Raw genomic sequence first — 23,235 nt, forward strand, 5'->3', positions numbered from 1 at the left:
CCGCCGTCGAACCGTCCAGAAGATATGTGCCCGTCTCGGCAGGGTCGAGGTATATGCCCTCTCGACGCGCGTTTCTCGCACTCACGGCGGCCACCGGCGTAGCCGGATGCCTGACCGACGGCGACCGAAATCCGGAGGGTGACGGAACCGGGTCGCCGAACGCCACCGACGACTCGGGGGCGTCAACCGACGGGGCAGAGGCGTACGCGGACGCCGACCACGTCGCGTGGACCCGGTCGCTCCCCGGCACGGTGGTGAACCCACCGACGCCGACCGGCGACAGCCTGTACGTCGGGACCGACGCCGGGACGCTTTCCGCGCTGTCCCCCTCGGACGGGCACCGACAGTGGACCTACGACGCCGGACGGGAGGTTCAGGACTCGGCGGTCGGCGGCGGAACGGTGCTGGCCGTCGCGGGTGGCGACGGCCTCAACTCGGCACAGCGGCTCCACGCCGTCGACGCCGGGACAGGAAAGAAACGATGGGACTTCTCGCCGACCGACTGGTGGCTCGACGTCCTCGCCGTCACAGACGACACCGCGTACGTGGCGACCACCGACGACCACGTCCAGTCCTCGGGCGAGACGCTGTACGCCCTCGGCTTGTCCGATGGCTCCCGAAAGTGGGCTGTCGAAATCGGCGACCCGAGCGGCGGCCTCGTCACCGACGAGCGAGTGTACGTCCCGGCCTACGGCGTCCTCGACGTGTTCGGCACCGACGGGACTCGGGCGTGGGCGTACTCCGTCCCGGAATATCAGTACCGGACGCTCTCCGTGGTGGGCGACACCGTCGCCCTCGTAAGCGCCGCGGACCCGCGCGAACCGACGGTCCACGGTATCGACGCCGCGACGGGCGAGCAGGCGTGGACCTTCGACGAGTGGAACGCCTACACGACACAGGCCGTGGGCGACCAGTTGCTCGTCGGCGGCGACTCCGTCGCGAGTCTCGACCCGGCGACCGGCGAGGTCGAGTGGCGCGTCGACGTGAGCGCGACCGTCTACGACGCGCCGGTGGCGGACGGCACGCTCTACGTCGTCGGGAACGAGGCGGCGGCCGTCTCCCTCTCGGCGGGGAACGTGCAGTGGCGGACCCCGGTCGACGCGTATCTGGCCCGGCCGTCCGGTCTGCTCGACGGACAGTTGGTGATTCAGCGCTCGAAGAGCGAGGACGACCGTGACCGACACGTCCTCGCACTCGACGGCGACACGGGCGAGACGGCGTGGTCGTTCGCCGCCGAATCGCGACTCACACGGCTCGTCGTCGGTGACTCGCTCGCGTTCGCCGGCGAGGACGGGACGGTCATCGGCGTCACGCCCTGACCACCGGCGAAGGGAAACCCGTTTTTCCGCCCGTCACGTTGACCGGGTATGAACGTACGCAGTGTCGCCGACCTCGGCCCCGACGAGCGCTCGGCCCTGTTCGACCGGGACGCGGGCGTCGAGGCGGTCCGGGACGACGTCAGTGACATCGTCTCGAAGGTCCGCGAGGAGGGCGACGTCGCCCTCCGCCGGTTCGCCAGCGAGTTCGACGACGTGGAAGTCGGCAACGTCGACATCACCGACGCCGCCGAACGCGCCTACGAGGAGATAGACGACGACGTGCGCGCGGCCATCGAGGACGCCGCCGAGAACATCCGGGCGTTCCACGAGCGACAGGTGCCCGAAGACTGGCGCGAGGACTTCGACGGGCGGGAACTCGGTCGGCGATTCCGACCGTTGGACAGCGCCGGCGTCTACGCCCCCGGCGGCACCGCGGCCTACCCCTCCAGCGCGCTGATGGGGGTCATCCCCGCGAAGGTCGCGGGCGTCGAACACGTCGCCGTCGCGACGCCACCCGCCGAGGAAGTGAACCCCGTCACGCTGGCGGCCATCCACGTCGCCGGCGCGGACGCCGTCTATCAGGTCGGCGGGGCGCAGGCTATCGCCGCCCTCGCGTACGGTACCGAGACGGTGACCGCGACGGACATCGTCGTCGGTCCGGGCAACCGCTGGGTCACGGCCGCCAAAGCCGAAGTGCGCGGCGACGTCGCCATCGACTTCCTCGCTGGACCCTCCGAAATCATGGTCGTCGCCGACGGCGACGCGGACCCGGAACTGGTCGCGGCGGACCTCGTCGCACAGGCCGAACACGACGAGAACGCCTCCGTCGTCGCCGTCACCGACGACGCCGACCTCGCCGAGAGCGTCGCCGAAGCCGTCGAGGAACAGGCGAGCGAACGGGACCGCGAGTCCGTGATTCGGGGCGCACTGGACAACGACGCCTCCGGCGTCTTCCTCGCCCGGTCGATGAGCGAGGCGGTGTTGTTCGCCGAGGAGTACGCCGCCGAACACCTCTCGATACAGGCCGACGACGACGAGGCTCTGCTGGACCGGATTCCGTCCGCCGGGTCGGTCTTCCTCGGCCCGTACAGCCCCGTGGCGGCCGGTGACTACGCCGCCGGGACGAACCACGTCCTCCCGACCGGCGGGGCCGCACGCGTCACTGGCGGACTCTCGGTGGACACGTTCGTCCGGTCGACGACCGTCCAGCGCCTCTCCGAGGATTCGTTGGGAGACCTCAGCCAGACGATCACGACGCTCGCGGAAGCCGAAGGGCTGGAAGCACACGCCGAGAGCGTGCGGAAGCGGTTCGAGTAGCGAGGGGCGCGCAGACGCGGCCCTCGGTGGAACGGCGACCGAAGAGAGCCGTGGAACAGTAGCGAGGGGCGCGCAGACGCGAACGCCGTGACCGGCGTCAGTGTTAACACGTTCGGGGGCACATCTATCAGTATGAGCAGCACCGTCGACGGTGAACCACAACTCGGTGGCGAGGACGTGGGTGTCACCGAGGAAGCCGCCGAGGAAGCGATAGCGCTCCTAGAGAGTGAGGACATGGACACGGACGTGGCCGGCTTGCGGTTGTTCGTCCAGCAGGGTGGCTGTGCCGGCCTCTCCTACGGGATGCGCTTCGACCACGAACCCGAAGAGAACGACACCGTCTACGAGCGCCACGGCCTGCGGGTGTTCGTCGACGGCGCCAGCATCGACTACATCGAGGGGTCGGTACTCGACTACGAAGGGGGACTGCAGGGCGCCGGGTTCCACGTCGAGAACCCGAACGTCGTCAGCGAGTGTGGCTGTGGCGAGTCGTTCCGGACCTAGTCTTCGAGTTCGAAGGCGACCGTCACCTCTGCCTGGTACTCACGACCCTCGACGCTCGCTATCTCGACGCCGAGTTCGTCCACTTCTACCCACTTCAGGTTGTCCAGTGTCGCCTCCGCCCGCTCGATTGCGTCGTCGGCGGCGGCGTCGAAGCTCTCCGAGCTCGTTCCGATCAGTGTGATCTTCTTGAAAACCATCTGTTGTCACCGTGTGCTGTCGTGAGACGACCGTCCGATGCGGGCACGTCTCGGTCGGACTTCACGCGGTACCGACAAATATCTTTGTGAAGGAGTGTCATGGGCCGCCGGCGTTGGACGACGCCGTCGGGACGACTCACTCCGCGTTCGAGCAGTCGACGTTGGGGTTGAAGTTCGCGAAGGTGCCGTTCGGGTTCGCCTTCCAGAGCCACGCGTGGAGTGAGTACCACGGCCCCGGCCCCTCGTGAGACTCGTGTCCGAACATGGTGAACGGTTCCGTCGAAATCCACTCGACGGCAACGAGGTTCATGTTCCCGTTGTTCGGTTCGTAGACGAGTACTTCCGGATTCATCGGGTCGAGCGAGTTATCGAGGTGCGTGGGATTCCCGTTCGCGTCGAGGAAGTTGACGTAGTGGACGCCCATGGCCCCCTTCCCTTGGGGGTGGGCCACGCAGTGCCCGTTAGTGACGTATCCGTCCGCCTCGGCTTTCGCGACGTCCTGATACTTCCTCGTTGCCCGCCGCACCGCCGCGAGCTTTTTGTGGTGGTCTGCAGCGCCTCTACCGCCCGCGATAGCGTTGCCAGTTATCCCAACGAGTGCACCGGCCGCACCGAGCGACCGGAGTACGGAACGTCTGGTTTGTGGTGACATACTGCACGTTCAGATACTTACCGTTTCGACATTGTTAGACCCGATCTAACCACGGCGAAACGGTCCGCTTCTCACCCGGTCCGCGTCTCTAGCCACTCCTCGACGTACCCGACGGCGTCGGTGAGGTGAGCGGTGCCCCAGATAGCGACGACGACGGCGCCGATAGTGTCGAAGACGAGGTCCAGCATCGTGTCTTCGAGGCCGTATTGAGTGAGGATAGTGGCGTTGCCGGTGGCCTCGGCGACCAGCGTGATGGTGAACTCGATGACCTCCCAGACGACGCCAAACGCCAGCACGAACAGCAGGATGAAAACGAACACGAACCGCGGCGGGAGGTGTATCTCATCGGAGTGGCGATCCAGCGCCCGGACCGTCGTGTAGCCGACGGCGGCGACGAGCGACGACGACAGCGCGTGGGTGACGTGGTCCCATCCCGGGACGCTAGCGTAGAAGTTCACTTCGGACCCCGGCAACCCGAGAACGCCGACGGCGTGCAAGAAGACGGCCGAGGTGATCCACAGGGTCAGGCCGGGATCCAGCGTGATGCCGAAGTCCCGTTCCAGTATCGGCGGGAGTTGCGTAACGAGGAGGCCGACGCCAGTGTTGACGATGACGCCCGTACTCCCGCGTTCGATGCCGATGGCGAAGATACCGACCATCGCGAACGTCATCACTCGGGAGGCCTGCCGCTGTCGACGGGAGGTGATACCGAGGTAGTCCCGAATCCTCATAGGTCGGGCTGCACCTCCTCGGGGACCCGGGTCGTGCCAATCTGTCGACGGACGTAGTACGCAAAGACGACGCCGGCACCGATACCGGCGATAGTCGACGCGACGAACTCCCACATCAGCGCTCGCTCGATGGCGTGTTCCGTCATCGTCGGGTCCAAAATGAACGTCGTCCCGAGCGTCTTGTCTGCAACCCAGCGGACGACGGCCCAGACGCCGGCGGCGGCCATCGTCGTCACGGCGACGAACACGACGGCAAATCGCGGCGTCATCTTCACCGGCGTGAAGACGTGGAGTTCGACGGCGACGATGAGTGCGATGGCGGCGACAGAGAGGTACGTCGCGAGGTTACCGGTGACTCGGACCGTCGCGAACAGGCGACCGACGACGGGGAGGGCGGCGAGAAAGAGAATCTCCCACGGGAGCATCGCGTCCCGGTTCCACAGTAACACCGGCGGGAGGAGCGCGAGTGCGGCGACGGCGGCGGCGAAGGCGGCCCAGAGAAGTTGATTCTCCAGTACGCTACCCGCAACGACGGTGACCAGTATCGCGATCACGACCCAACTCACCAGCGCGTTGGTCCGCCGGTCACGTAACAACTCGGTCACGTCGGGGCTCATGTCCGTCAGATACGGCGCTGCGTGGAAAACACTATCGGAGGTCAGAGGACACCGTAGGCAAGCGCGTAGGCGACCGCCGCGACGCTGACGGCCGCTAGCCCGGTGACGACGGCCTCCAGAGAATCGACGCCGCGCGAGAACGGACGGACCGGCGCGCCGACGGCGCCGATAGCGAGGACGCTGAACACGAAGTGTGCAGACTGCTCCAGCGTGGGTGCCGGAAGCATGATGGCGGCGGCGGCGTAGCCGACGCCCAGCGACGCCCGCGGATTGACGAGGGCGGGCAGGCGGTACCCCGTGAAACGGGCGTACGTCCAGACGGCCAGCCAGACCGCCCCCAGTTCGACCGCGAAGGCCGCGAGCAAGTGCCCCGTCGGGTCGGGGTGGAGCGCGATGCGTTCTGCGACTAGCACCACGTCGAAGGGGTACAGCAGTGCCGGCGGCGACCCGGTGAACAGGTCCCCGAAGGGGTGTGAGAGGAGGCCGACGAACGCGACGGCGAACAGCGTCCGCGGACGCACGTCGAGGCGCCGACTGAGCACGGCGACGCCGAGGCCGGCCAGCGCGAACGCGAGGACGACGACGGCACCGACAGCGCCACTAACGAGTCCGGCAGCGCCGACGAGGAGCGACAGCAGCGACAGCGAAGCGGCTCTGGTGGGCCGGGTACCGTGTGCCCACAGGCCGACGGCGACGGCGAGTACGGCGCCCATCACCAACGAGTGCGTCGGGCCACGGTGGATGACGTTGGCCGTCGCCCAGAACACGTCTGGTCCGACCGTCTCGACGGAGCGCATCAGGAGTCCGACCGGTGCGTACACCACGTCTACGTCGGGCACGGCGGCGAACAGACCGCCCACGAACCCGAGCTGGAGCGCACGCTTCGGACGCACGTCCAGTCGTTTGGCCCCGAGCGCCACGATAGCGAACGCCAGCAGGGCATGCCCCACGAACATACCACACCGTTCGGTGTCGACACGCATAAGTATCGCGTGTCAACGGGTGTATCACCACACGCAGCGGCAGGTTCCTACGACCGGATTCAGGCGTCGTCGGTCACTTTCGTCCAGCGTTTTTCGATGTCCGCGTTGGCCCGAACCACCGTGTCGCCGCCCACGTCGAAGCGCGTCTTCCGGAGTTCGATAGCCGTCACCTCGCCTGTCGTGTCGCCCGCCGTGACGGTGTCGCCGGGGTTGAAGTCCGGGTCCCGGAGGAGGTAGACACCGGCGACGGCGTCGGCAATCATGCCCGACAGCGCATAGGAGACGCCCAGCGCGAGGAATCCGGTCGCCGTCCCCAGCGACGCAGCGACCAGCGTGAGGCCCACGATAGAGAGAAAGGAGAGGACGACGCCGAACCAGAGGAAGACGAGGACGATAGTCGCGACGAACTGTCGATACACCGGTGCCTCACCGGGGAGTGCCCGCTTCAGTATCGTCCGGACGACGAACATGAGAGCCTTGATAGCGATGCCTGCGATGACGAGAAAGACCAATCCAGTAAGCAAGTCGGGGAGAACGCTCTGGACGTCGGTGAGGAACTGTTCGAGCGCGGTAGCGATGACGTTCATCTGCACGCCCCAAGGTCGGTGGGGGCGTCCCTAAGTCTTGGTCCCGGGGTGGACGATGTCGTAGTCGCCGTCCTCCCGGACGCCGATGACCGCCCACTCGTACTCGACGTCCATCCGTGTGAGACGTCGTACGAGTGTCGTCGCCTCCGACGACCACGTGACGAAACAACGCAAGTCGCCCGTCTCCGGGAGTGTCTCGTCGCCGTCGAGGACGGTGACACGGACGACGCGCCACTTGTGTTCTGCTCGCAATCCGCTGTCAGTGCGCGACACGGTGTACCCGATATCGTCGAATATCGACTGGGCCTGCTCGCCGAGTGATGTGGTAACGGCCCCCATCTGCCAACGCCTACCAGTGGGTGGAGTATAAACGTTCCCACTCGACAACCGGTCGTGTTTAGTTAGTAGCATTGTGTCAGCGAGCGAAGCTCTGCAACCAATTTTCGGCTGTTTCTGGTTCGACGTGACTGAAGCAGTTCGAGAACGACGAGGTTCGTCCCTTCAGCTCTCGGCAAATCCGCTCGATAGCGTTCCGATTTCCGTGGCGACACATCTGAAATCGGAGTCCAATTCGTTGGAGCGCAGTTTGGAGGTATTTCACGCCGTCAACGAGAAACACGGCGGTTTCGACATCGTGTTTGTGTCGAAGTTCACGGAGGATAACTTCCGTGAGGGCGGTCGTCGTCGAAAACAGCCGGACGTGAAGCAGTTGGTTCGTCTGTGAATCAGCAGCGGCGTACAGCCAGACTTGCTGATCGTTGATGCGAATCACCGTTTCGTCGAGCGCAATCTGATTCGGAGATTTGCCAGATTCGGGCTGTAAATCGGCTTTCTGCACTCGATGATGGATTGCCTTTCGACTGCGTTGTACACCCGACATGTCGAGTAATTCGACGGTATTCGACAGCGACAGCCCCGCAGCGTACGATTGAATACCCAACGCCATCGCAGGCTCGGGTGTCCGCTCGCGCTCTACAAAGTCCAAATCTATCCAGTCTCAACTACCGCTGAGGCGGGCGGTTTCTGCCATAGAGCACCAAGAAATTCTCCCGCCTCAGCCTTCACGCTTAACTACACACCGCCGTGACAGGTTCCAACAGTCCTGCTGAATACACAGCGCGTATCGGTCACCGGAACCAAGGTGTGGAAGAGTGTCCACGAGCCGACCTTGTAGCACTGAGAGAAGCAGATATATCTGAAATGATGGGGTGCTTCACCGGTGGTCGTTTGGATCGTAGTCTTCACCGGGTTCAATTGGTGTGTCTGACTGCACTTTGTACGCCTGCGCTTTTTCGTGGCGCTTGTAGAAGTACACGACAGGAAACAGTACTAGGAGCATAGTGAACAGGTATTGCTGTCGGGCGAACGTGTACCCGACAAGCGCAGTTGCAAGCAGAACCGAAACGTGGCCGTATACCCAAAGGCCATGCGAGACCGATTCCCAGTCTCCGTACATATACAAATAAAAGAAATCCTCAATCCATCTTCGCATCCGACACATAATATCAGATTATAAGTCTATGATATTAGGTGTATTGAACCGCCGAACTCAGTGACCGGTCTGCACCACGTCCCGTAGGTACATTGATACTGTGCAAGATACACGGCGCGTATCTCGCCCAAGGGAGATTTATCGCTAGATTACAAATTGAGACGAGATACCGCTTGGTTCGCAGGGTCGTCGGGGAGCAATGGTGACTCTATCGGTATGTCGTACCCATGAACGCGGGCAAGCACCAGCAACGCAGTCGCCTGAACCGCCATGACTTGATCGACGACGTTGTCCTGATGGCTATCCTGCTCGTGGAAGGAGAGCATCGACTCGATTCCGGCTTCGAGTATCGACGGGTCGGCATCACGCATCCCCCGAGCGATATCACGGCGTGACCATACTTGACGTGATAGTCGGGCTTGGACTCGTTGATAGTTTCGAGCCCGTATAGTGCCGCTTCGTCGCTGTTATCGAGAACGGCACCGGCCAGACGCCAGGCGAGAAAATACCGGTCAGAATTGTGCTCACCTGGCGAACACTCTTCGGTCTTAGCCAGGCCGACTATTGATTCAGCTATGCTGATGAGACCGATACCATTGCCAGCCAACGTCGCTGTGTACATCCCCTGGGCGATGTTGTAGCGCGGGTGGTACGACACGCCCGATGCGACATCGATATCGAATCACGATTCGAGGTTGGGTTGCGCGACGCGGTCGCGTACGTCCTCACCTGTTGGGATTACGAGCACCAGATACACTTGACGTCCCGAAGCAGACGGTCGCCGACGTCTTTGAGCAGGCGTCGGGAAGCACCTACTAGACATACGACATCCCGGACGATGAAGGAGTTGATGGATCGGTTATCGTGTTTGTCCCCGCTGGGGTGCCCACGTCTTCCGCACTAGCATTCGAAGTCCGAACGCTCAGCGGCCGGTCCCGGCTCGAACGCTGCCGCATTCACGGGACCGTCTACCAAACGGCGTTTTGCAGGGCGTCGGAACTGCTCGATACGGATCCGAACTTCACCGCCCTTTCGAAGCGGTCCGCCGAAACGGTCGAGAAGGGAGATTAGTCGTCGGTGGTGGACGGTGACGGACTCGCCCGGAGCGTCGGCTCCGACCTGTACCGCGACCACAGCGCGAGGAGGCTCGGCTGGACGTACACGCTCGCGAGGAACGAGTACACGATCCCGATCGCGAGAACGAGACCGAACTGTCGCAGTGCCGGCAATAGCGCGAACGACAGGACACCGAACCCGGCTGCGGTCGTCGCCGCACTACTGAGCAACGCGCTCCCGGTCCCGGTGCTTGTTCGTACCAGTGCCGTCTCGGTATCGACCTCCTCGTCCAGTTCCTCGGTGAATCGCTGGCTGATATGGATCGCGTAGTCCACGCCAAGCCCGACCGAGATACTGCCAACGAGCGCCGTCGTGAGTCCGATCGGGATGGACAGCGCCCACATCGTGCCGAGCAGCCACGTTACGCTACAGAATATCGGAAGGAGCGTGACTAAGCCGAGCAGCGGCGCACCTTCCCGAACGTGATATATCACCATCAGGAGCACGAGCACGACGCAGAGGGTCAACGCCAGGCTCTCAACGACTGTGGTCGCCAGACCATCGTTGAGGTTCTTCGATGTCACCGGCGACCCGGTCGCGATGACCGACACGCCATCGGCGTCTTCTATCGTCCCCGCGGCGTCGTACAACGGCGCGACAGCGGCGTCCCTGTCGAGGTTCCCGTTCACCGCGATACGCAAGAGCAGGCCATCGTAGGTGCCGTCGTCACTCCGGTGGAGCGTTCGCGTTGCGAGACGCGGGGTCGTCTCATAGAACGCGTCGTAGACCGCCGCGACGTTTCGGTCCGGGACCCCGTCTGCGTCCGTATCAGCTGCCTGTAGCGTCGCGTTGAATGATTCGTTCTGCGCAGCTGCCGTTTGCATCGCCCTTACGGGCGTGACGACGGCTGGCTCATCGTCTGCACCCGTCAACACGGCGTCTGCCGTTTCGACTGCGTCTGTGGCCCGCGCTACGCCATCGAGTACCCCCGGATCCGTCACGTTCCCTTCGACGTACACGTATCCCTGTTTGTCTGGGGTCTGGAAGTTCCCGTAGATGAGCCGGCGGTTCTCCTTGAGGAAGTAGTCGCTTGGTTGCAGGTCGTCCGGGAGGTTGTCTGTCCACGCGGGCGGGTCGTCAGCCATGAACGACGTCTCCGGCGTCGCGACATCCACCTGTGTGGCGGCGGCGGCCCCACCGGCCGTGAGGAGCGCGACCGACAATAGGACCGCGACCGGTGCGCGCGTCGCCATGGTCGACCCGCCACGCAGGGCTCGGCGGACTGTGGCCATCGACCCCAGCGAGGACGACCGTCTGTCCCACCCGACCCGCGCCAGAAGCGAGTCGACGCCGATCTTGAGGGCGGGAACCAGCAAGCCGAACACACACAGTGTTGCGAGGATCCCGATAGCCGAGACGACGCCGAACATCCGGAGATCGGCCATCTGACTGGTGAGGTTCGCGAGGAACCCGATGGCGGTCGTCGCCGTGACGAGCGCGAGCGCTGGCCCGACACCGACGAGTGACCGGTGCATTGCGGTCTCCGGCGACGATTCGCCGTCCTCGCGCTCCTCGCGATACCGCATCACGACGTGGAGCGCGTAGTCGACCGATAGCCCGATGAGGAGTATCGGGACCGCGATCATCGTCTGCCCGAACGCGATACCAAGCCACCCCATGAGTCCCATCGTCCAGACGAGGACGACGCCGATGCCGACTAGTCCCAGGCCGATGTCGATGGGGTCACGATACGCGATCGAGAGCACGACCAGGACGAACATCAGCGCGAGCGGGCCGAGTATCGCGAGGCTGTCCGATATCGCTATCGACTGCTGGCCGCTCATCAGCCCACCACTGTAGAGGTAGTATCGCTCCCCGTCCGACCGATCCTTGGCGAGCTGTCTCGCCGCGACCTGTCCATCGGTGACTCGCTCGGGGAGCGCAACGTCCACAGTGGCGCCACCGCCGGTCTCTTGGACTACGACCACGAGGTGGGTGTCCGCGGTCGCGGCACCCGGTTCGTAGGACTGCGGGAGCAGGCGGAGCGCCGCGCGCCTGCCGGATGACGGTCGTTTGGGATCGAGGACGCGCGTCACGACCGCCGAGACCTCGGACTCGTTCATCGATTCCAGTTGCGCTATCTGTGCTTCGAGCGTCGGCGGTTCCGGGCTGTCCGACGCGCTCGCCTGCGCCTCGATGTCCGCGGTGCCGGACTCGGTCCAGCCAGTGATGACTGGGTCGGGGAGCCGCTGTCGGCGCTCCGCAGCGACGGCCGCGCGTGCGACGACGTTCGCTACGCTCACTACGGCCTGGTCGTCCGCCAGCGTCCGGTTCAGCGTCCGGTTCTGGTAGAGGGCCCGCTGGTAGCGTAGCGTCTCCAGTAACGTGGCCCTCGACAACGCGTTCCCGGTCTCGTTGCTGACCGCGACCAGCGTAACTGTCGTGTTGGCACCTCGTTCCGTGAACCGCTGTTGTACTTCGTCGTGGGCCGCTCTTTCGGGTGTATCACTGGACACCCCGCTTATCGACGAGGACTCCTGGATGTCACCGAGTCCGACGCTGAACACGCCCGTCAGGACCAGCATCACGGCGACGACGAGAGCGCTGTGTTCCGTGACGACCGACCCCAGTCGGCTTACCTTCGACATCGGCGGTCACTACTCATCCCGTTCGTGGCGGTCATCTCGACTGTCCCGTCGGTGTGGTCCTGCGCCGGTTCCGTTCCCCCGAGTGTGCGCCTGGGTCGTCCCGACTCGGACCGCCCGATCCTCGACCGGCTGATTTTCTCACTCTATCTAAAGTTAATTCTATTGCTCATCAAGTAACTTTCGTTACGTGTCGTATTCATATACATCATAATCGCTACGTTCGTCAGAGTCACGATCCCGTCACATCGTGTCACTCGGCTTCGGCACTGCTCGCCCTGGACAACAACACTACCGTGATGCCACCGAACACGACGTTCAAACCGGCGAGGACAGCGAACGCTGGTACGAGGGTGTCGTACATCCCGCCGAACTGGGTGATGGTAATCACGGTCATGACGTCTTCGCCGAGCACGAGCGCCCGGATCGCGTCTACCGCGTACGTTACGGGATTGAACGTCGCTATCAGTTCGACCTCCGAGGACATCGGGATGAACGCCGGAGAGAGAAACAGCAGCGGGAACATGAACAGCATCGACGCCGCGTTCAGGACTTCCTCGTCCCGCGTGAGCAGCCCGACGACGTTCGAGAGAGACATGAATAGCAGTCCCACGAGGAGACAGACGATGACGATGCCGAGCACCCCTGGGACGCCGGTCGTCACGTTCGCGCCCATGAGGACGCCCAGACCGAGCACGGCGAGCAACTGAAAGACGATACGCACGAGCTCCGAGGTCGCTTTCCCCGCGAACACGGCCGTCCAAGTCATCGGCATCACGACGACCTTCTCGAACATCCCGCTTTCCAAGTCGCTCACGAGACCCATCCCCGAATTGAAAGCGGATCCCATCGTCGCCTGCACGAGAACCGCCGGCAGCAGGAACGTGACGTATTCCACGTCCGCAAAACCGGCGCGTTCCAGCGCGAATCCGCCGACGTCACCGAAGACCGCAGTGAACAGAAGCAGGGAGAACACGGCGACGACGATCTCGAGGACGAACGCCGTTGGGTTCCGGAGTGTCTTCCGGTTCCACCGCTTGTGGTTCACCCACGCGTCGCCGATGATAGAGTTCCCGGTGTCGGGCCCGCCGGTGTCTGACGTACTCATCGGCTCGCCTCCATCGGTTCGGTCTCGGCCTCGAGGTCCCTGACCTCCTCGTCGGCTATCGCGAGGAAGACGTCGTCGAGCGTCGCCTCCTCGATGTCGAACCCGGTGACGGTGTGTCCGGCGTCCCTGAGTTCGACGAGGAGTTCCGTCCCGAGTTCGTTCGCGTGCTGGGTCGTCACGCGGAGGCTCTCTGAACCGACCTCGACGGTCGCCTCCTCGGTGAGTTCGTCACACTTGCGGGTGACCGACGCCGCGTCGGCGAGGGCCGACTCGTCGCCGTCCAGATCGATACGGAGGACCTGTCCTCCGACCCGGCGCTTGAGCGACTCCGGTGACCCGTCCTCGACGAGTTCCCCGTCTTTGATGACAGAGAGTCGGTCACAGAGCGAGTCGGCCTCTTCGAGGTACTGCGTGGTGAGAAATACCGTCGTCCCCTGTTCGTTGATGCGTCGGAAGTAGTCCCAGAGGCGGTTTCGGGCTTTCGGGTCGAGACCCGTCGTCGGTTCGTCGAGGAACACGAGTTCCGGGTCGTGTACCAGCGCCGTCGCCGCGTCGAGACGCTTCTGCATCCCGCCGGAGAACTGTTCGGCCGGTGAGTCCGCGACGTCGGCGAGGTCTGCGAGTGCGAGGAGGTCCTCGATACGGTCGTCCCGGTGGGCAGCCGGCACGCCGTAGGCCTCACACGCGAACCGGAGGTTCTCGCGGGCGGTCAGTTCCTCGTCGACGCTGACCGACTGCGCCATGTACCCGATGGACCCACGTACCGCCGTCCGCTGCTCGGTCGGGTCGTATCCGTTTACCCGGACTGAGCCCTTCGTCGGTTCCAGTAGCGTCGCGAGTATCTTTATCGTCGTCGTCTTGCCGGCCCCGTTCGGGCCGAGAAACCCGAAGAATTCCCCTTTGGGAATCGAGAACGTGATGCCGTCGACTGCGGTCGTTCCGTCGGCATACCGGAACGTGAGTCCCTCGACCTCGATGGCTAGGGCCTCACCCGCTGATTCCTCGCTGTCGTCTGTGTGTGGTTTTATTTCTTGCTTCGACATCTCGTGAAATACTGTACCGGGTCCCCCCACGAGACGTTTCTGTGAGGTATACAAACGGGTTTTTTAAAGCATCTCCCGTTTGTGGCGGTCAATGAAACGGCTGCGAGCGACAGCCCGGATGACCGGCGAGGACGCACCGAAGTTCTACAACCTCCTCGCGGACTCGGAGGACATCGCCGAGGCCAGACTCCTCGATATCAACACGACCGTGAACGGTGTCGAGACGCTCCTGTTTGCCATCGACGGCGACCCCTCGACGTTCGAACGCGAGGCCACCGATTCGCCGGGCATCGAGTCCGTGGAAATCGCTTCGCGTGGTTGCACGTGGTCGTACGCGCTCGTGGTCATGCGACCGGCTGAAACCCCGCTGTTCGGTGCGCTCCAGCGGCTCGGACCGCGGGCGGGACTCGTCATCCGGACGCCGATCGTGTATCGGGGCGGGGAAGTCCAATGTCGGGCCGTCGGCGACCCGGCGCCGCTGCAGGCGGCGCTTGACGTCGCACCCGACGCATTCGAAGTCCGCATCGACGAGGTCGGCTCCTTTCGGGGGGACCTCGACGACCCCAGAAACGCGTTGAGCGACCGACAGCTGGAAGTCCTCCGGACCGCTCACCGACTCGACTACTACGAACAACCCCGCGGCGCGACACACAAGGATGTCGCGGCCGAACTCGATTGCTCCCCGGTCACCGTCAGCGATCACCTCCAGCGAGCAGAGGCGAAGCTCGTAGACGCTGTCCTAGACGATCTCGGCCCAGAGATTTGACCCTGGGCGCACCGCTGGAGGTTTAGTTCTATCCCCCTGTCATAATCGTAAGACTATTTGATTTGAAATGAAAATTCGGGCCTATGCACTATTCACCTCGCGTCCCCCGACGAGCTTTCCTCGGTGGGGTCGCTTCCATGATCTCGACCGCCCCCGTCCAAGCGCTCGACGAGACCGCCACGGACCCGGAGGACGATTCGGGGAGCGAGTCAGTTGTGATCTCTGACGCCGCCGTCACGGATGCGATCGAAGCTGCCCGCGAGTCCCTGTTCGCGAACCGTCGCGGGTCGAACCAGCTCGGCGGCCGGACCTTCCGGCACTGGGAGACCGACATCCTCGGCCTCAACGAGAAGGGCAAGTACCGCCAGACGCTGTACTACGCCATCCTGCTCGAACACCTGGACCGCCGTGAGGACATGAAAGAACGCTGTATCTCGTTTTTGCTCGACGGACGCGAGGACGGCGGCGGGTGGGGTGACGTCGCGACAAACTACGGCGCCCTGCTCCTGTTCGATCTCGCGGACGAGCCGCAGTACGACGGTGTCGTCGCGGAGATCGAGGCGGAGAACGAACGCGAGGGGTTCGAATTCGCACCAACCGTCTCCGAGGGCGGCGCTGTCGATACCGGCCTCACCTACGACATGCGGGTGATGTACGCCGCGCTCTCCGACGAGTACAGCTACGAGGAACTGTTCCCTCTCGACGCACCGCTCGAAATCGGCCGCCTCATGGCCTACACGGAAGCGTTCGACGGCGACGGTATCTCGGCGCAAGGCCAGAGCTTCCGGCAGTCGTTCGTCGCTGCGATCTGCGCGCACTTCATCATCGCTTCCGACAAGAAGAGGTCGTTGAGCGCGCGCGATCGAAGGCTCCGTCCGCTCCTGAAGCGCGTGCTCATCAGTCGCCGACTCAGTAGCGGTGTCTGGGCGACATCGATGGTTTCGGTGCTCGCCGTCCTCGCGCTCCTCGCGACCGGCGTGGAGCCGGCCGGCCAGGACGCTGTCCGGTATCCCGTCGACTGGATCGCTCGAAACCGCGTGACAGACGAGGGGCGCGTAGAGATCTGGAATCTCCCGACGTGGGACACCGCGAAGATCATCGACGCCCTCCTGGCGTCGGGGCTCGACACGAACGACGAGCGCGTCCGCGAGGCCGCACAGTGGCTCTACAACGCTCGGGTCCCCGAGCACACCGCCAAACCGATAAACGCAAAGCTCGACCGGCCGATGGCGACGTATCGGACCCACCAGGGGAACGGCTGGGGGTACAGAGAGAACATCTACAGCGACTGGGACACCACGTCCATGTGCATGGAGGCGCTCGCGGAGTTCATGGGTCCCCACATGGGTGCCGACGCAGAGTTTCTCATCGAGGTCCAGAACAGTGACGGCAGCTGGTCGACGTTTGCGAAGGACTTCGATCCCCTTGACGACGCTGTCGAGGACGCGGTCCGAGACCGGCTTCACCCTGCACTGTTCCGGCGGTTCTTCGGCCGGAATCGGGCGACCGACGTCACCGGGGGTGCGCTGTCAGCGCTGGGGAAGCTCGGGTACACGGTCGAGAACTCCCAGAGCGTTCGTGACGGTGTCGCGTGGCTGGCGGACGCGCGCTCGGACAACGGGATGTGGGTCGCCATCTGGGGGCAAGCGTTCACCTACGGGACGGCGCGGGTACTCCGTGGGTTTCGCGAGGTCGGAGTCGACATGGAGCGGGACATCGTTCAGAACGCCGCCTCTGCCTTGCTCGACAAACAGAACGGCGACGGTGGGTGGGGCGAACAGGGCAGTTATGCGGCGGGACAGGCGGACCCGATGGACGTCCCCTACGAGCCCGACGAGTCGACGCCTGAGCAGACCGGGTGGGCACTCCAGGCGCTGCTGGCCGCGGGTGTGTCGCCTGATACAGACGCGATTCGGCGCGGCGTGGCGTACCTCCTGCAGACACAGTCGGACGATGGGTCTTGGCCGGTGAGCCTAGTGATGTACAACTGGGGTGGCCCGAAGTACAGTACCGCAGCGACCACGCAGGGGACGGCGCTGAAAGCGCTCGGGATGTATCGGTCCAGCCAGTAGCTTCGAACGGCCCCACTGTGGCAACCCCTGAAACGGCCTACCCACGTCGGACATACGTTCGCCGATAGACACGTGATGGCCGGTTTCGGCGCCCGATCCAAGCCAACGAATTTATAAAACTAAAACGTTATCTGCTGAATAAATAGATGGCAGCATTCCAGACAATACAACATTTCGTTCGTCGAACGTCTCCGCTAAAGTTGTTCGACTACTCCACGCAGCCGCGTTTCCTGCTCCCGGTGTTGTTCCCGTTCGTTACCTATCTCGGCTGGCTTCGGGATCCGGCAGCACCGCTGATGGATCACGTCCTAGCGGCCATCGCCATCGCGCTCGTGGGGTGGATCGGTGCGATGTTCGTCGAGTACCAGCCGTTCGTCCCGCTCGAAGACGACACCGTCAACGATATCCAGGGGGTGATGCTCGCCGTCGTGGCTGGGTTGATCTACGTCGTCTGGAACCACTTCGGATGGTCCGACCTCGTCCAGGGGTGGGCGCTCGTGGGCGCAATTGCCGTTTTTCTCTGGCTTCCAACGCGACGGCTCCTCACCCTCTCGGGCGGCGTTATCTTCCCGACTGCCGTATTCGTCTATCTTTCCGTCATCGAGTCGTCATTTATTCCGCTGCTTCTCGTTCCCGCCCTTCGTGTTCCGGTCGCACTCAAGATCGAGAATCTGACGTATTTCGAGACGGTCGTGGGATTGAGCATGGGTATCGTCTCGGTCGTAATCGTTCTCGTTCTCCCCTCTGTCAGCTGACGATCCACTCAATAACACGTGCTCTACTCGCTGATCACGTGTGCTCACCTCGGTGGGCCGTAGTGCGACCACTCGATCCGTCCACAATTATCTGCGCCGAGCGCTGGACGCGTCTCAGCCCTCCCTATGCGGCGTTCAGATCGCGGCCTCTCCTACGGTTACATCTACCGTCAACTTCGGGATCGGCGCCGTGAGGGCGACGGTAGCCGGCCTGCTGCTGTCGGTGGTAGCACCGGCGGGACCGTACTCGCGCTCGCAACGTTCCCGGTCGCCGGCACGACCCTCGCGGTCGTCCGGCTGAGGCCGGCATCCATGCCGGACCGTGCGGCTTGACCCGCGGTCTCCGTCCGGGACTAGACGTACGTCAACATCGCGTCCGCTTCGACGGCAATATTTCGACTGACGCTGGCCACATATCTGACAGGTTGAAATCCTCCCCCCAGGTATTCACAAAGCGGTAGTTCTGACTCGAAAAACGAAACCGACGACCACTTTCTGGGAATGACCGGCGAGCGCCTCTTGGGCCCGCAGCGGACCTGTGTGAGACGATCTTCTGACGACCTACGCCGAGGCAGTCGACGAGAGCGCTGACGGCCTCTGACGTCGGTGACGCCGTTCGCGTCGCTGATCGACGTGGCCTCGGCCGACTACGAGCGGGCCGAGGGCTTTCGGCGTCACGGGAGCCCCATGCACTGCGAAACTAAACAGTACCGTGTTGGGTTCCGCGGCGGGAAAACCGAACCGGCCGATATTCATGGCCGGGAACGCCCGATATCGAGTGCTTCCAGGAGGGTGCACCGCGTGGCGTTGAACGTGTGGCGGGACACGGTTCGCTCTGTCGTACCGTTGCACCCGCTCGCAGTTCGGCGGCGAACGAGCGGTCAGTGCCGCACCGATACTGCGAGCATTCGATCAGCGTCAGCCGACCATCCGATGAGCACGAACGCAACTACCCCGACCGCGAGACACAGCGCTGCCAGCACGTCGAACACACCGTACCCTTCACGCATCACGGAGACGACAACTCTGAGCGCTGGAATCGGAAGCAGGACCGCGAGCACGCGACGTTGGGTCGCGAGATACAGCAACGTTGCGGTCGGGACGATGACACCACCGGAGAGTGTGAACACCGTCCGCGCCGGGAGCCACGCGACGATGCTCACCGCAGCCACGAGCGCCCATCCCTGAACGAGAGGTGACCAGTCGAACCGCCGCCAGACGGTGTACATGATCACCGCGACCACAAGCAACGCCACGCCCTGTAACGCGTTCACCAGACTGCCGTCTATCGGTTGTGACTCGAGCACTGTGGCCAACAGGGATCCAACCACATCGATACCCAGCACTGCGAGCAGGTGGTTCCGCAATCGACCCCCGCCGTCCCACCGCCACCCGAGGTACGCCATCACCGGGAACAGTATCGGGAGTAGGAACCGCGGTTGCGTCGCCAGATCAGCCAGCCTGAACGCGTCTATCATTTTCTTTCTACTCGCGATTCGAGATTGAAACGATACAACGGTTTCGGTCGGCCCTTCGCGTTCGGAACGGTCCCAGAGGGTCATTTGATCAGCGGCGCTCCGACGCGGCGAGGGTCCGCAACGAACGACCCCTAGATCGTTATCGCCGTTTGACGGTCGCCACGTGCTCTGTTGCCGGTCGGAGTGTCATCGACGGCTTGAACTCGATATCCCCGTCCACAGACACGTCCAGGTCTACGCGACCGACCATCTCGGCGAGCGCGATCACCATCTCCTGACGTGCGACCTTCTTCCCGGGACAGAACCGTGGACCGCCGCTGAACGGAAAGTACGAGAACTGCGGCCGTTCGACATCTCTCTGCCAGCGGAACGGATCGAACGACTCCGGGTCCTCCCAGAACCGGTCGTCGCGATGCGGGACCCACTGAGGAAGTATGAACTGCGTGCCCTCGTCGAACTCGTATCGCCCGACGCTCACCGACTCCGTCGCCATCCGGTTGACACCGACGGTCGGCGGGTAGAGCCGCAGCGTCTCGGAAAGGACGTGTTGTGTCAATTCGAGATCGTCGACCTCGTCGGGCTTGAGCGCGTCCCCGTCGACGACGCTATCGTACTCCTCTCGGAGCGACTCAAGTACCGACGGATGCCTGTCGAGCAGCCGCCACGCGTGCATGAGCGATCCACCGGGTGAGGATGTCCCCGCCAGTAGGAGGCCTACCAGGTTGTGTCTGACCTCGACCTCCGAAAGGGCACCGCGATCCGCCGCTTTCAGTAACAGCGAACAGACATCTTCGCCGTCGGATTCGCCGCGTCGTTGCTGAATACACATGTCGACGTACTCGTCGAGTTGGCGGACGGACCGCTCGAACCGTCGGTCGGTTGGCGTTGGCAGCCAGTCAGGGAGGTATCGGCCGACCCGGCGGAGGTTCGCGCGGTCGATGAGCGCATCTGATGCCGAAATGACGACCTCCTCGTCCCCGCGGATGTCGATGCCCAGGAGCGTATCCGTGAGCATCCGCATCGTGAACACTCGCATCTCCTTGTGGAGGTCGAACGTCTCGCCGTGCTCCCAGGCGCGTACCGACTCGACGGCCTCGCCTATCATCCGTCGCCGGTACGCTTCGACGGTGTCCCCTGTGAACGCTGGTCTGATCGCCTTTCGTCGCCGACGCCAGTCGTCGCCCGTGGACATGTTCACCGCGTTGTCCGTGATGCCGGCGAAGCTTTCTTGCTGTGCAGGCCCGATGGTGAATCTTTCGTGTTTTTTGACAAGTATCTCCTGTATCATCTTGGGACCGGTGACGAGGTAGAACGACTGTATCGGTGTGTCGACCTCGACGATGTCGCCTTTGTTTCCGAACTTCTCTATGGCTTCGATGGGGTCCCGCGCGTACTCCAGGGCGTGCCCAAGGAACGGCATCCCCTCGGGCTTCGGCGGGGACTGGGTATCAGACATATAAAATATTTACAGCCTCACTCGTATATTTCTATTGATTAACTAGTGTGAAATAATGTCGGGGCGCGAACTGATACTGCCGTGCCTGGAGCGTCAGTGAGTGGTCGATGCGCAAACTATTGTTTCAACAACACCTCGATCAGTTCGATACCTTCGTCTAAGACCTACGTGGGTCCGGTGACGCTCCGCTCTTCTCGGCTTTGATGATTCACTATAGGGCGGTAGGTTCTACTGTTGATGAGTCGGTGTGATCGCTCCTCTGGAATGTCCATCCACGGCCTTAGGTGAGCAAATCGCTTGTTGGTCAAGAGCGGATTCTTGTTCGTCTCAATTTTCCAGAGCTAATCACCCGATATTCGACCGCTGTCAAGCGGTTCACCAGAGCCCTCTTCTCGGAAATCTGTCTCGAGTGATCCGAATAGGCGGAGTAACCCGATGTGACAGATCAGCAGGGCAAGGACGACGGGGCTCCCCGACAGCGCTACGAGCACGAGCACCCCGACGGACTTGAGCGCGATCTCGATGCGCTTGGTCTGATCGCACCCGAATCGTGAGGCGAGTGTGACCTTGCCTGCCTCCCGGTCCCCTTCAATGTCTTTCGCGTTACGCGCTTCGAGGCCCGCGAAGACGATGAGGAACCAGCCACAGAACAGCCCTGCACCCTCGAGTATCCCGACCGAAAGCGGCGAAATGAACACGTAAATGAACACGAGCATGTACCCCCACGTGAACGCAACGGCGAGGGAGTCCAGCGGTAGCGGAACCGTCTTGATCTCGTCATAGAGAGCCAGAACGGCCAGTGGCACGTGAGCGAGTGCGAGCGCACCGGCACCCGACAGATCCGGCGAGAAGACCGTCACGAACAACGACAGTTCAAAAAGGCTGAACGCCACCACGCTCAAACCGAAGAGTTCGGTGCGGTACTTCCGGACGAGTGCGCTCCGTCCCGGGTTGTTGATTTTGTCCTCCTCCGTGACGTTAAGTCGGTCGACCACGTAGATGAACGTCATCACAGCGATCGCGGTTACGATGCCGGTGTCGGCCGCAAAGTAGCCACCACCGAGGTAGACCGCCGAGATAATCAGTATCAGCACCGAATTGAGGTTCAGGTAGAGGCTGCAGCTGACAAAGAGGTCAAAGAGGTCACGTATCGAGTACTTCCCACCCCCCATCTGTCAGCGCCCCTTCAAGCTGCTTCGTACGGATACCCTGCGCCGTCGGGATCGACCCCTTACTTCCTGCTTCATTTCTCTCCACTGTCCCCCTGCAACCAGATGTAAATTTCCCACCACAGAATATTATAAAATTAGGTATACTATTAAAATTTATACTCGTAGTAATACTGTAGACAAAGGACAGGTTTAATACTATCATCTGAGAACGAATTTGAATTCTCGACACGTTTCATCGATATGTCCTCACTGGAGAACACCTCTACCGAGGGTCTCCGTGAAGTGCTCGCAGAAGTTGAGAGAAAAAGCCGACACAGCGTCTTATGGCGGCGATCAACTATCTCGAAGAAGATGACGCAGGTATGGACGAAGTCGCGAGGCGGTACGGATACACTGGTCAATGATTGCCGGAATGGCTTGACCGGCTCGCTGATGAGCCGTTCGAACAGGTCGTCTACGGCGAACAACGGCCTTTGTCTTGGTCATGTTTAGTTAGCAGCATTGTGCCAGCGAGCGAAGCTCTGCAACCAATTTTCGGCTGTTTCTGGTTCAACGTGACTGAAGCAGTTCGAGAACGACGAGGTTCGTCGCTTCAGCTCTCGGCAAATCCGCTCGATAGCGTTCCGATTTCCGTGGCGACACGTCTGAAATCGGAGTCCAATTCGTTGGAGCGCAGTTTGGAAGTATTTCGCGCCGCCAACGAGAAACACGGCGGTTTCGACATCGCTGTCGAGTAATTCGACGGTACTCGACAGCGACAGCCCCGCAGCGTACGATTGAATACCCAACGCCGTCGCAGGCTCGGGTGTCCGCTCGCGCTCTACAAAGTCCAAATCTATCCAGTTTCAACTACCGCTGAGGCGGGCGATTTCTGGCATAGAGCACCAAGAAATTCTCCCGCCTCAGCCTTCACGCTTAACTACACACCGCCCGCCAACCGGACGACAGGAAACGGACGGCATTATTCGTGGGCGGCGTCCCACTCCTCCGCCTTCCGGAGGTTGCTACATTCGTTACAGCGGATTCGGCCCATCGAGTCCATCGCGTTGTTGAACGTCTCACAGTTACCACAGAAGTACCCCCACCGGCGCTCTCTGCCCTCGCCGCGGTAGACGACGTAGAAGGGACCCTTCGTGCCGATGTCGCCGTCCTCGCGGTCCACGTACAGCGTCGTTCCGTCCGGACCGTCACGTTCGTCCATACCGAGTGAAACAGATCCAGCGGCTAAATCACTGCGGTCCCAGACGCCGACGGGCGTTCGGTCCCGGCGCTGGCGTCACCCTTC

Annotated in this window: 23 protein-coding genes and 1 pseudogene; 7 read left to right on the plus strand and 17 right to left on the minus strand. The window is 62.6% G+C overall.

The annotated features are described in order from the left end of the window. Positions 1 to 53 precede the first annotated feature (53 nt). The 3 genes from G9465_RS12940 (at position 54) to G9465_RS12950 (ending at position 3,140) form a co-directional block, all read left to right on the plus strand. Positions 54 to 1,319, plus strand: a complete 1,266-nt coding sequence (locus tag G9465_RS12940; protein WP_166970628.1) for a PQQ-binding-like beta-propeller repeat protein — start codon at positions 54 to 56, stop codon at positions 1,317 to 1,319. A gap of 48 nt (positions 1,320 to 1,367) precedes the next feature. Next, a complete protein-coding gene (gene hisD / locus G9465_RS12945; RefSeq protein ID WP_166970630.1) occupies positions 1,368 to 2,636 on the plus strand; it encodes a histidinol dehydrogenase in 1,269 nt (422 codons plus the stop codon). Positions 2,637 to 2,768: 132 nt separating this feature from the next. Next, entirely contained in the window at positions 2,769 to 3,140 is a 372-nt protein-coding gene (locus tag G9465_RS12950; protein WP_166970632.1) for an iron-sulfur cluster assembly accessory protein, read from the plus strand. On the opposite strand, the gene G9465_RS12955 is transcribed toward G9465_RS12950, so the two are convergent. The 12 genes from G9465_RS12955 to G9465_RS13010 form a co-directional block, all read right to left on the minus strand. Continuing rightward, positions 3,137 to 3,337, minus strand: a complete 201-nt coding sequence (locus tag G9465_RS12955; RefSeq protein WP_166970634.1) for a dodecin — start codon at positions 3,335 to 3,337, stop codon at positions 3,137 to 3,139. The two genes, G9465_RS12950 and G9465_RS12955, sit on opposite strands and share 4 nt — an antisense overlap. Before the next feature lie 136 nt (positions 3,338 to 3,473). Further along, a complete protein-coding gene (locus tag G9465_RS12960; protein ID WP_166970636.1) occupies positions 3,474 to 3,989 on the minus strand; it encodes a hypothetical protein in 516 nt (171 codons plus the stop codon). 71 nt (positions 3,990 to 4,060) lie between these two features. Then, positions 4,061 to 4,720 carry a hypothetical protein gene (locus G9465_RS12965; protein WP_166970638.1) on the minus strand — a complete coding sequence of 220 codons (660 nt, stop codon included), beginning with the start codon at positions 4,718 to 4,720 and terminating at the stop codon, positions 4,061 to 4,063. Then, positions 4,717 to 5,337, minus strand: coding sequence for a hypothetical protein (locus tag G9465_RS12970; protein ID WP_166970640.1), 621 nt, complete (start codon positions 5,335 to 5,337; stop codon positions 4,717 to 4,719). Before G9465_RS12970 ends, G9465_RS12965 begins: the two co-directional genes overlap by 4 nt. 41 nt (positions 5,338 to 5,378) lie before the next feature. Beyond that, positions 5,379 to 6,293 carry a metal-dependent hydrolase gene (locus G9465_RS12975; protein WP_166970642.1) on the minus strand — a complete coding sequence of 305 codons (915 nt, stop codon included), beginning with the start codon at positions 6,291 to 6,293 and terminating at the stop codon, positions 5,379 to 5,381. 86 nt (positions 6,294 to 6,379) lie between these two features. Further along, complete coding sequence (locus G9465_RS12980) at positions 6,380 to 6,913, minus strand: mechanosensitive ion channel domain-containing protein (protein WP_166970644.1); 534 nt, start codon at positions 6,911 to 6,913, stop codon at positions 6,380 to 6,382. Between the two features lie 24 nt (positions 6,914 to 6,937). Beyond that, entirely contained in the window at positions 6,938 to 7,246 is a 309-nt protein-coding gene (locus tag G9465_RS12985; RefSeq protein WP_166970646.1) for a hypothetical protein, read from the minus strand. A 76-nt stretch (positions 7,247 to 7,322) separates the two neighbouring features. After that, positions 7,323 to 7,898, minus strand: a complete 576-nt coding sequence (locus G9465_RS12990) for an IS6 family transposase (RefSeq protein WP_227015771.1) — start codon at positions 7,896 to 7,898, stop codon at positions 7,323 to 7,325. A gap of 650 nt (positions 7,899 to 8,548) precedes the next feature. Further along, a complete protein-coding gene (locus tag G9465_RS12995) occupies positions 8,549 to 8,770 on the minus strand; it encodes an Imm49 family immunity protein (RefSeq protein ID WP_166970648.1) in 222 nt (73 codons plus the stop codon). 696 nt (positions 8,771 to 9,466) lie between these two features. Continuing rightward, positions 9,467 to 12,103 (minus strand): RND family transporter, encoded by a 2,637-nt coding sequence (locus tag G9465_RS13000; protein WP_166970650.1) that lies wholly within the window; start codon positions 12,101 to 12,103, stop codon positions 9,467 to 9,469. Positions 12,104 to 12,353: 250 nt separating this feature from the next. Next, positions 12,354 to 13,208 carry an ABC transporter permease gene (locus tag G9465_RS13005; protein ID WP_166970652.1) on the minus strand — a complete coding sequence of 285 codons (855 nt, stop codon included), beginning with the start codon at positions 13,206 to 13,208 and terminating at the stop codon, positions 12,354 to 12,356. After that, positions 13,205 to 14,251 carry an ATP-binding cassette domain-containing protein gene (locus G9465_RS13010; RefSeq protein ID WP_166970654.1) on the minus strand — a complete coding sequence of 349 codons (1,047 nt, stop codon included), beginning with the start codon at positions 14,249 to 14,251 and terminating at the stop codon, positions 13,205 to 13,207. The genes G9465_RS13005 and G9465_RS13010 overlap by 4 nt, the downstream gene beginning before the upstream one ends. 91 nt (positions 14,252 to 14,342) lie before the next feature. Here G9465_RS13010 and G9465_RS13015 point away from each other — a divergent pair, with 91 nt between their 5' ends. The 3 genes from G9465_RS13015 to G9465_RS13025 all read left to right on the plus strand — a co-directional run bounded on the left by G9465_RS13015 (position 14,343) and on the right by G9465_RS13025 (position 17,844). Further along, the gene (locus G9465_RS13015; protein WP_166970656.1) at positions 14,343 to 15,017 is read left to right on the plus strand and encodes a helix-turn-helix domain-containing protein; all 675 of its coding nucleotides are present in this window, start codon (positions 14,343 to 14,345) and stop codon (positions 15,015 to 15,017) included. Positions 15,018 to 15,154: 137 nt separating this feature from the next. Further along, on the plus strand, positions 15,155 to 17,089 hold the full coding sequence (locus tag G9465_RS13020; protein WP_166970658.1) for a prenyltransferase/squalene oxidase repeat-containing protein: 1,935 nt from the start codon (positions 15,155 to 15,157) through the stop codon (positions 17,087 to 17,089). Positions 17,090 to 17,235: 146 nt separating this feature from the next. Continuing rightward, positions 17,236 to 17,844 (plus strand): hypothetical protein, encoded by a 609-nt coding sequence (locus G9465_RS13025; protein WP_166970660.1) that lies wholly within the window; start codon positions 17,236 to 17,238, stop codon positions 17,842 to 17,844. An 881-nt stretch (positions 17,845 to 18,725) separates the two neighbouring features. Here G9465_RS13025 and G9465_RS13030 read toward each other — a convergent pair. From G9465_RS13030 to G9465_RS13040, 3 genes are all read right to left on the minus strand, one after another. Then, positions 18,726 to 19,322 (minus strand): hypothetical protein, encoded by a 597-nt coding sequence (locus G9465_RS13030; RefSeq protein WP_166970662.1) that lies wholly within the window; start codon positions 19,320 to 19,322, stop codon positions 18,726 to 18,728. Between the two features lie 139 nt (positions 19,323 to 19,461). Continuing rightward, positions 19,462 to 20,778 carry a cytochrome P450 gene (locus tag G9465_RS13035; protein WP_166970664.1) on the minus strand — a complete coding sequence of 439 codons (1,317 nt, stop codon included), beginning with the start codon at positions 20,776 to 20,778 and terminating at the stop codon, positions 19,462 to 19,464. Between the two features lie 341 nt (positions 20,779 to 21,119). After that, the gene (locus G9465_RS13040) at positions 21,120 to 21,950 is read right to left on the minus strand and encodes a UbiA family prenyltransferase (protein WP_166970666.1); all 831 of its coding nucleotides are present in this window, start codon (positions 21,948 to 21,950) and stop codon (positions 21,120 to 21,122) included. A 240-nt stretch (positions 21,951 to 22,190) separates the two neighbouring features. Here G9465_RS13040 and G9465_RS25615 point away from each other — a divergent pair. Further along, positions 22,191 to 22,420 (plus strand): annotated as a pseudogene (locus G9465_RS25615) (IS630 family transposase); the annotation flags it as partial. Positions 22,421 to 22,438: 18 nt separating this feature from the next. On the opposite strand, the gene G9465_RS13045 reads toward G9465_RS25615, so the two are convergent. Both G9465_RS13045 and G9465_RS13050 read right to left on the minus strand, forming a co-directional pair. Beyond that, the gene (locus G9465_RS13045; RefSeq protein WP_227015772.1) at positions 22,439 to 22,789 is read right to left on the minus strand and encodes a hypothetical protein; all 351 of its coding nucleotides are present in this window, start codon (positions 22,787 to 22,789) and stop codon (positions 22,439 to 22,441) included. 122 nt (positions 22,790 to 22,911) lie between these two features. Next, on the minus strand, positions 22,912 to 23,151 hold the full coding sequence (locus G9465_RS13050) for a DUF5816 domain-containing protein (protein WP_166970668.1): 240 nt from the start codon (positions 23,149 to 23,151) through the stop codon (positions 22,912 to 22,914). Positions 23,152 to 23,235 lie beyond the last annotated feature (84 nt).

The organism is Haloarcula sp. JP-L23, from assembly GCF_011602445.1.
Classification (GTDB): Archaea; Halobacteriota; Halobacteria; order Halobacteriales; family Haloarculaceae; genus Haloarcula; species Haloarcula pellucida.

Excerpts from the sequence above, each read along its gene's own strand:
- G9465_RS12940 (WP_166970628.1), top strand. The coding sequence starts at position 54 with ATGCCCTCTCGACGCGCGTTTCTCGCACTCACGGCGGCCACCGGCGTA.
- hisD (WP_166970630.1), top strand. The coding sequence starts at position 1,368 with ATGAACGTACGCAGTGTCGCCGACCTCGGCCCCGACGAGCGCTCGGCC.
- G9465_RS12950 (WP_166970632.1), top strand. The coding sequence starts at position 2,769 with ATGAGCAGCACCGTCGACGGTGAACCACAACTCGGTGGCGAGGACGTG.
- G9465_RS12955 (WP_166970634.1), bottom strand. The coding sequence starts at position 3,337 with ATGGTTTTCAAGAAGATCACACTGATCGGAACGAGCTCGGAGAGCTTC.
- G9465_RS12960 (WP_166970636.1), bottom strand. The coding sequence starts at position 3,989 with ATGTCACCACAAACCAGACGTTCCGTACTCCGGTCGCTCGGTGCGGCC.
- G9465_RS12965 (WP_166970638.1), bottom strand. The coding sequence starts at position 4,720 with ATGAGGATTCGGGACTACCTCGGTATCACCTCCCGTCGACAGCGGCAG.
- G9465_RS12970 (WP_166970640.1), bottom strand. The coding sequence starts at position 5,337 with ATGAGCCCCGACGTGACCGAGTTGTTACGTGACCGGCGGACCAACGCG.
- G9465_RS12975 (WP_166970642.1), bottom strand. The coding sequence starts at position 6,293 with ATGTTCGTGGGGCATGCCCTGCTGGCGTTCGCTATCGTGGCGCTCGGG.
- G9465_RS12985 (WP_166970646.1), bottom strand. The coding sequence starts at position 7,246 with ATGGGGGCCGTTACCACATCACTCGGCGAGCAGGCCCAGTCGATATTC.
- G9465_RS12995 (WP_166970648.1), bottom strand. The coding sequence starts at position 8,770 with ATGCGTGATGCCGACCCGTCGATACTCGAAGCCGGAATCGAGTCGATG.
- G9465_RS13000 (WP_166970650.1), bottom strand. The coding sequence starts at position 12,103 with ATGTCGAAGGTAAGCCGACTGGGGTCGGTCGTCACGGAACACAGCGCT.
- G9465_RS13005 (WP_166970652.1), bottom strand. The coding sequence starts at position 13,208 with ATGAGTACGTCAGACACCGGCGGGCCCGACACCGGGAACTCTATCATC.
- G9465_RS13010 (WP_166970654.1), bottom strand. The coding sequence starts at position 14,251 with ATGTCGAAGCAAGAAATAAAACCACACACAGACGACAGCGAGGAATCA.
- G9465_RS13015 (WP_166970656.1), top strand. The coding sequence starts at position 14,343 with ATGAAACGGCTGCGAGCGACAGCCCGGATGACCGGCGAGGACGCACCG.
- G9465_RS13020 (WP_166970658.1), top strand. The coding sequence starts at position 15,155 with ATGATCTCGACCGCCCCCGTCCAAGCGCTCGACGAGACCGCCACGGAC.
- G9465_RS13025 (WP_166970660.1), top strand. The coding sequence starts at position 17,236 with ATGGCAGCATTCCAGACAATACAACATTTCGTTCGTCGAACGTCTCCG.
- G9465_RS13030 (WP_166970662.1), bottom strand. The coding sequence starts at position 19,322 with ATGATAGACGCGTTCAGGCTGGCTGATCTGGCGACGCAACCGCGGTTC.
- G9465_RS13035 (WP_166970664.1), bottom strand. The coding sequence starts at position 20,778 with ATGTCTGATACCCAGTCCCCGCCGAAGCCCGAGGGGATGCCGTTCCTT.
- G9465_RS13040 (WP_166970666.1), bottom strand. The coding sequence starts at position 21,950 with ATGGGGGGTGGGAAGTACTCGATACGTGACCTCTTTGACCTCTTTGTC.
- G9465_RS13050 (WP_166970668.1), bottom strand. The coding sequence starts at position 23,151 with ATGGACGAACGTGACGGTCCGGACGGAACGACGCTGTACGTGGACCGC.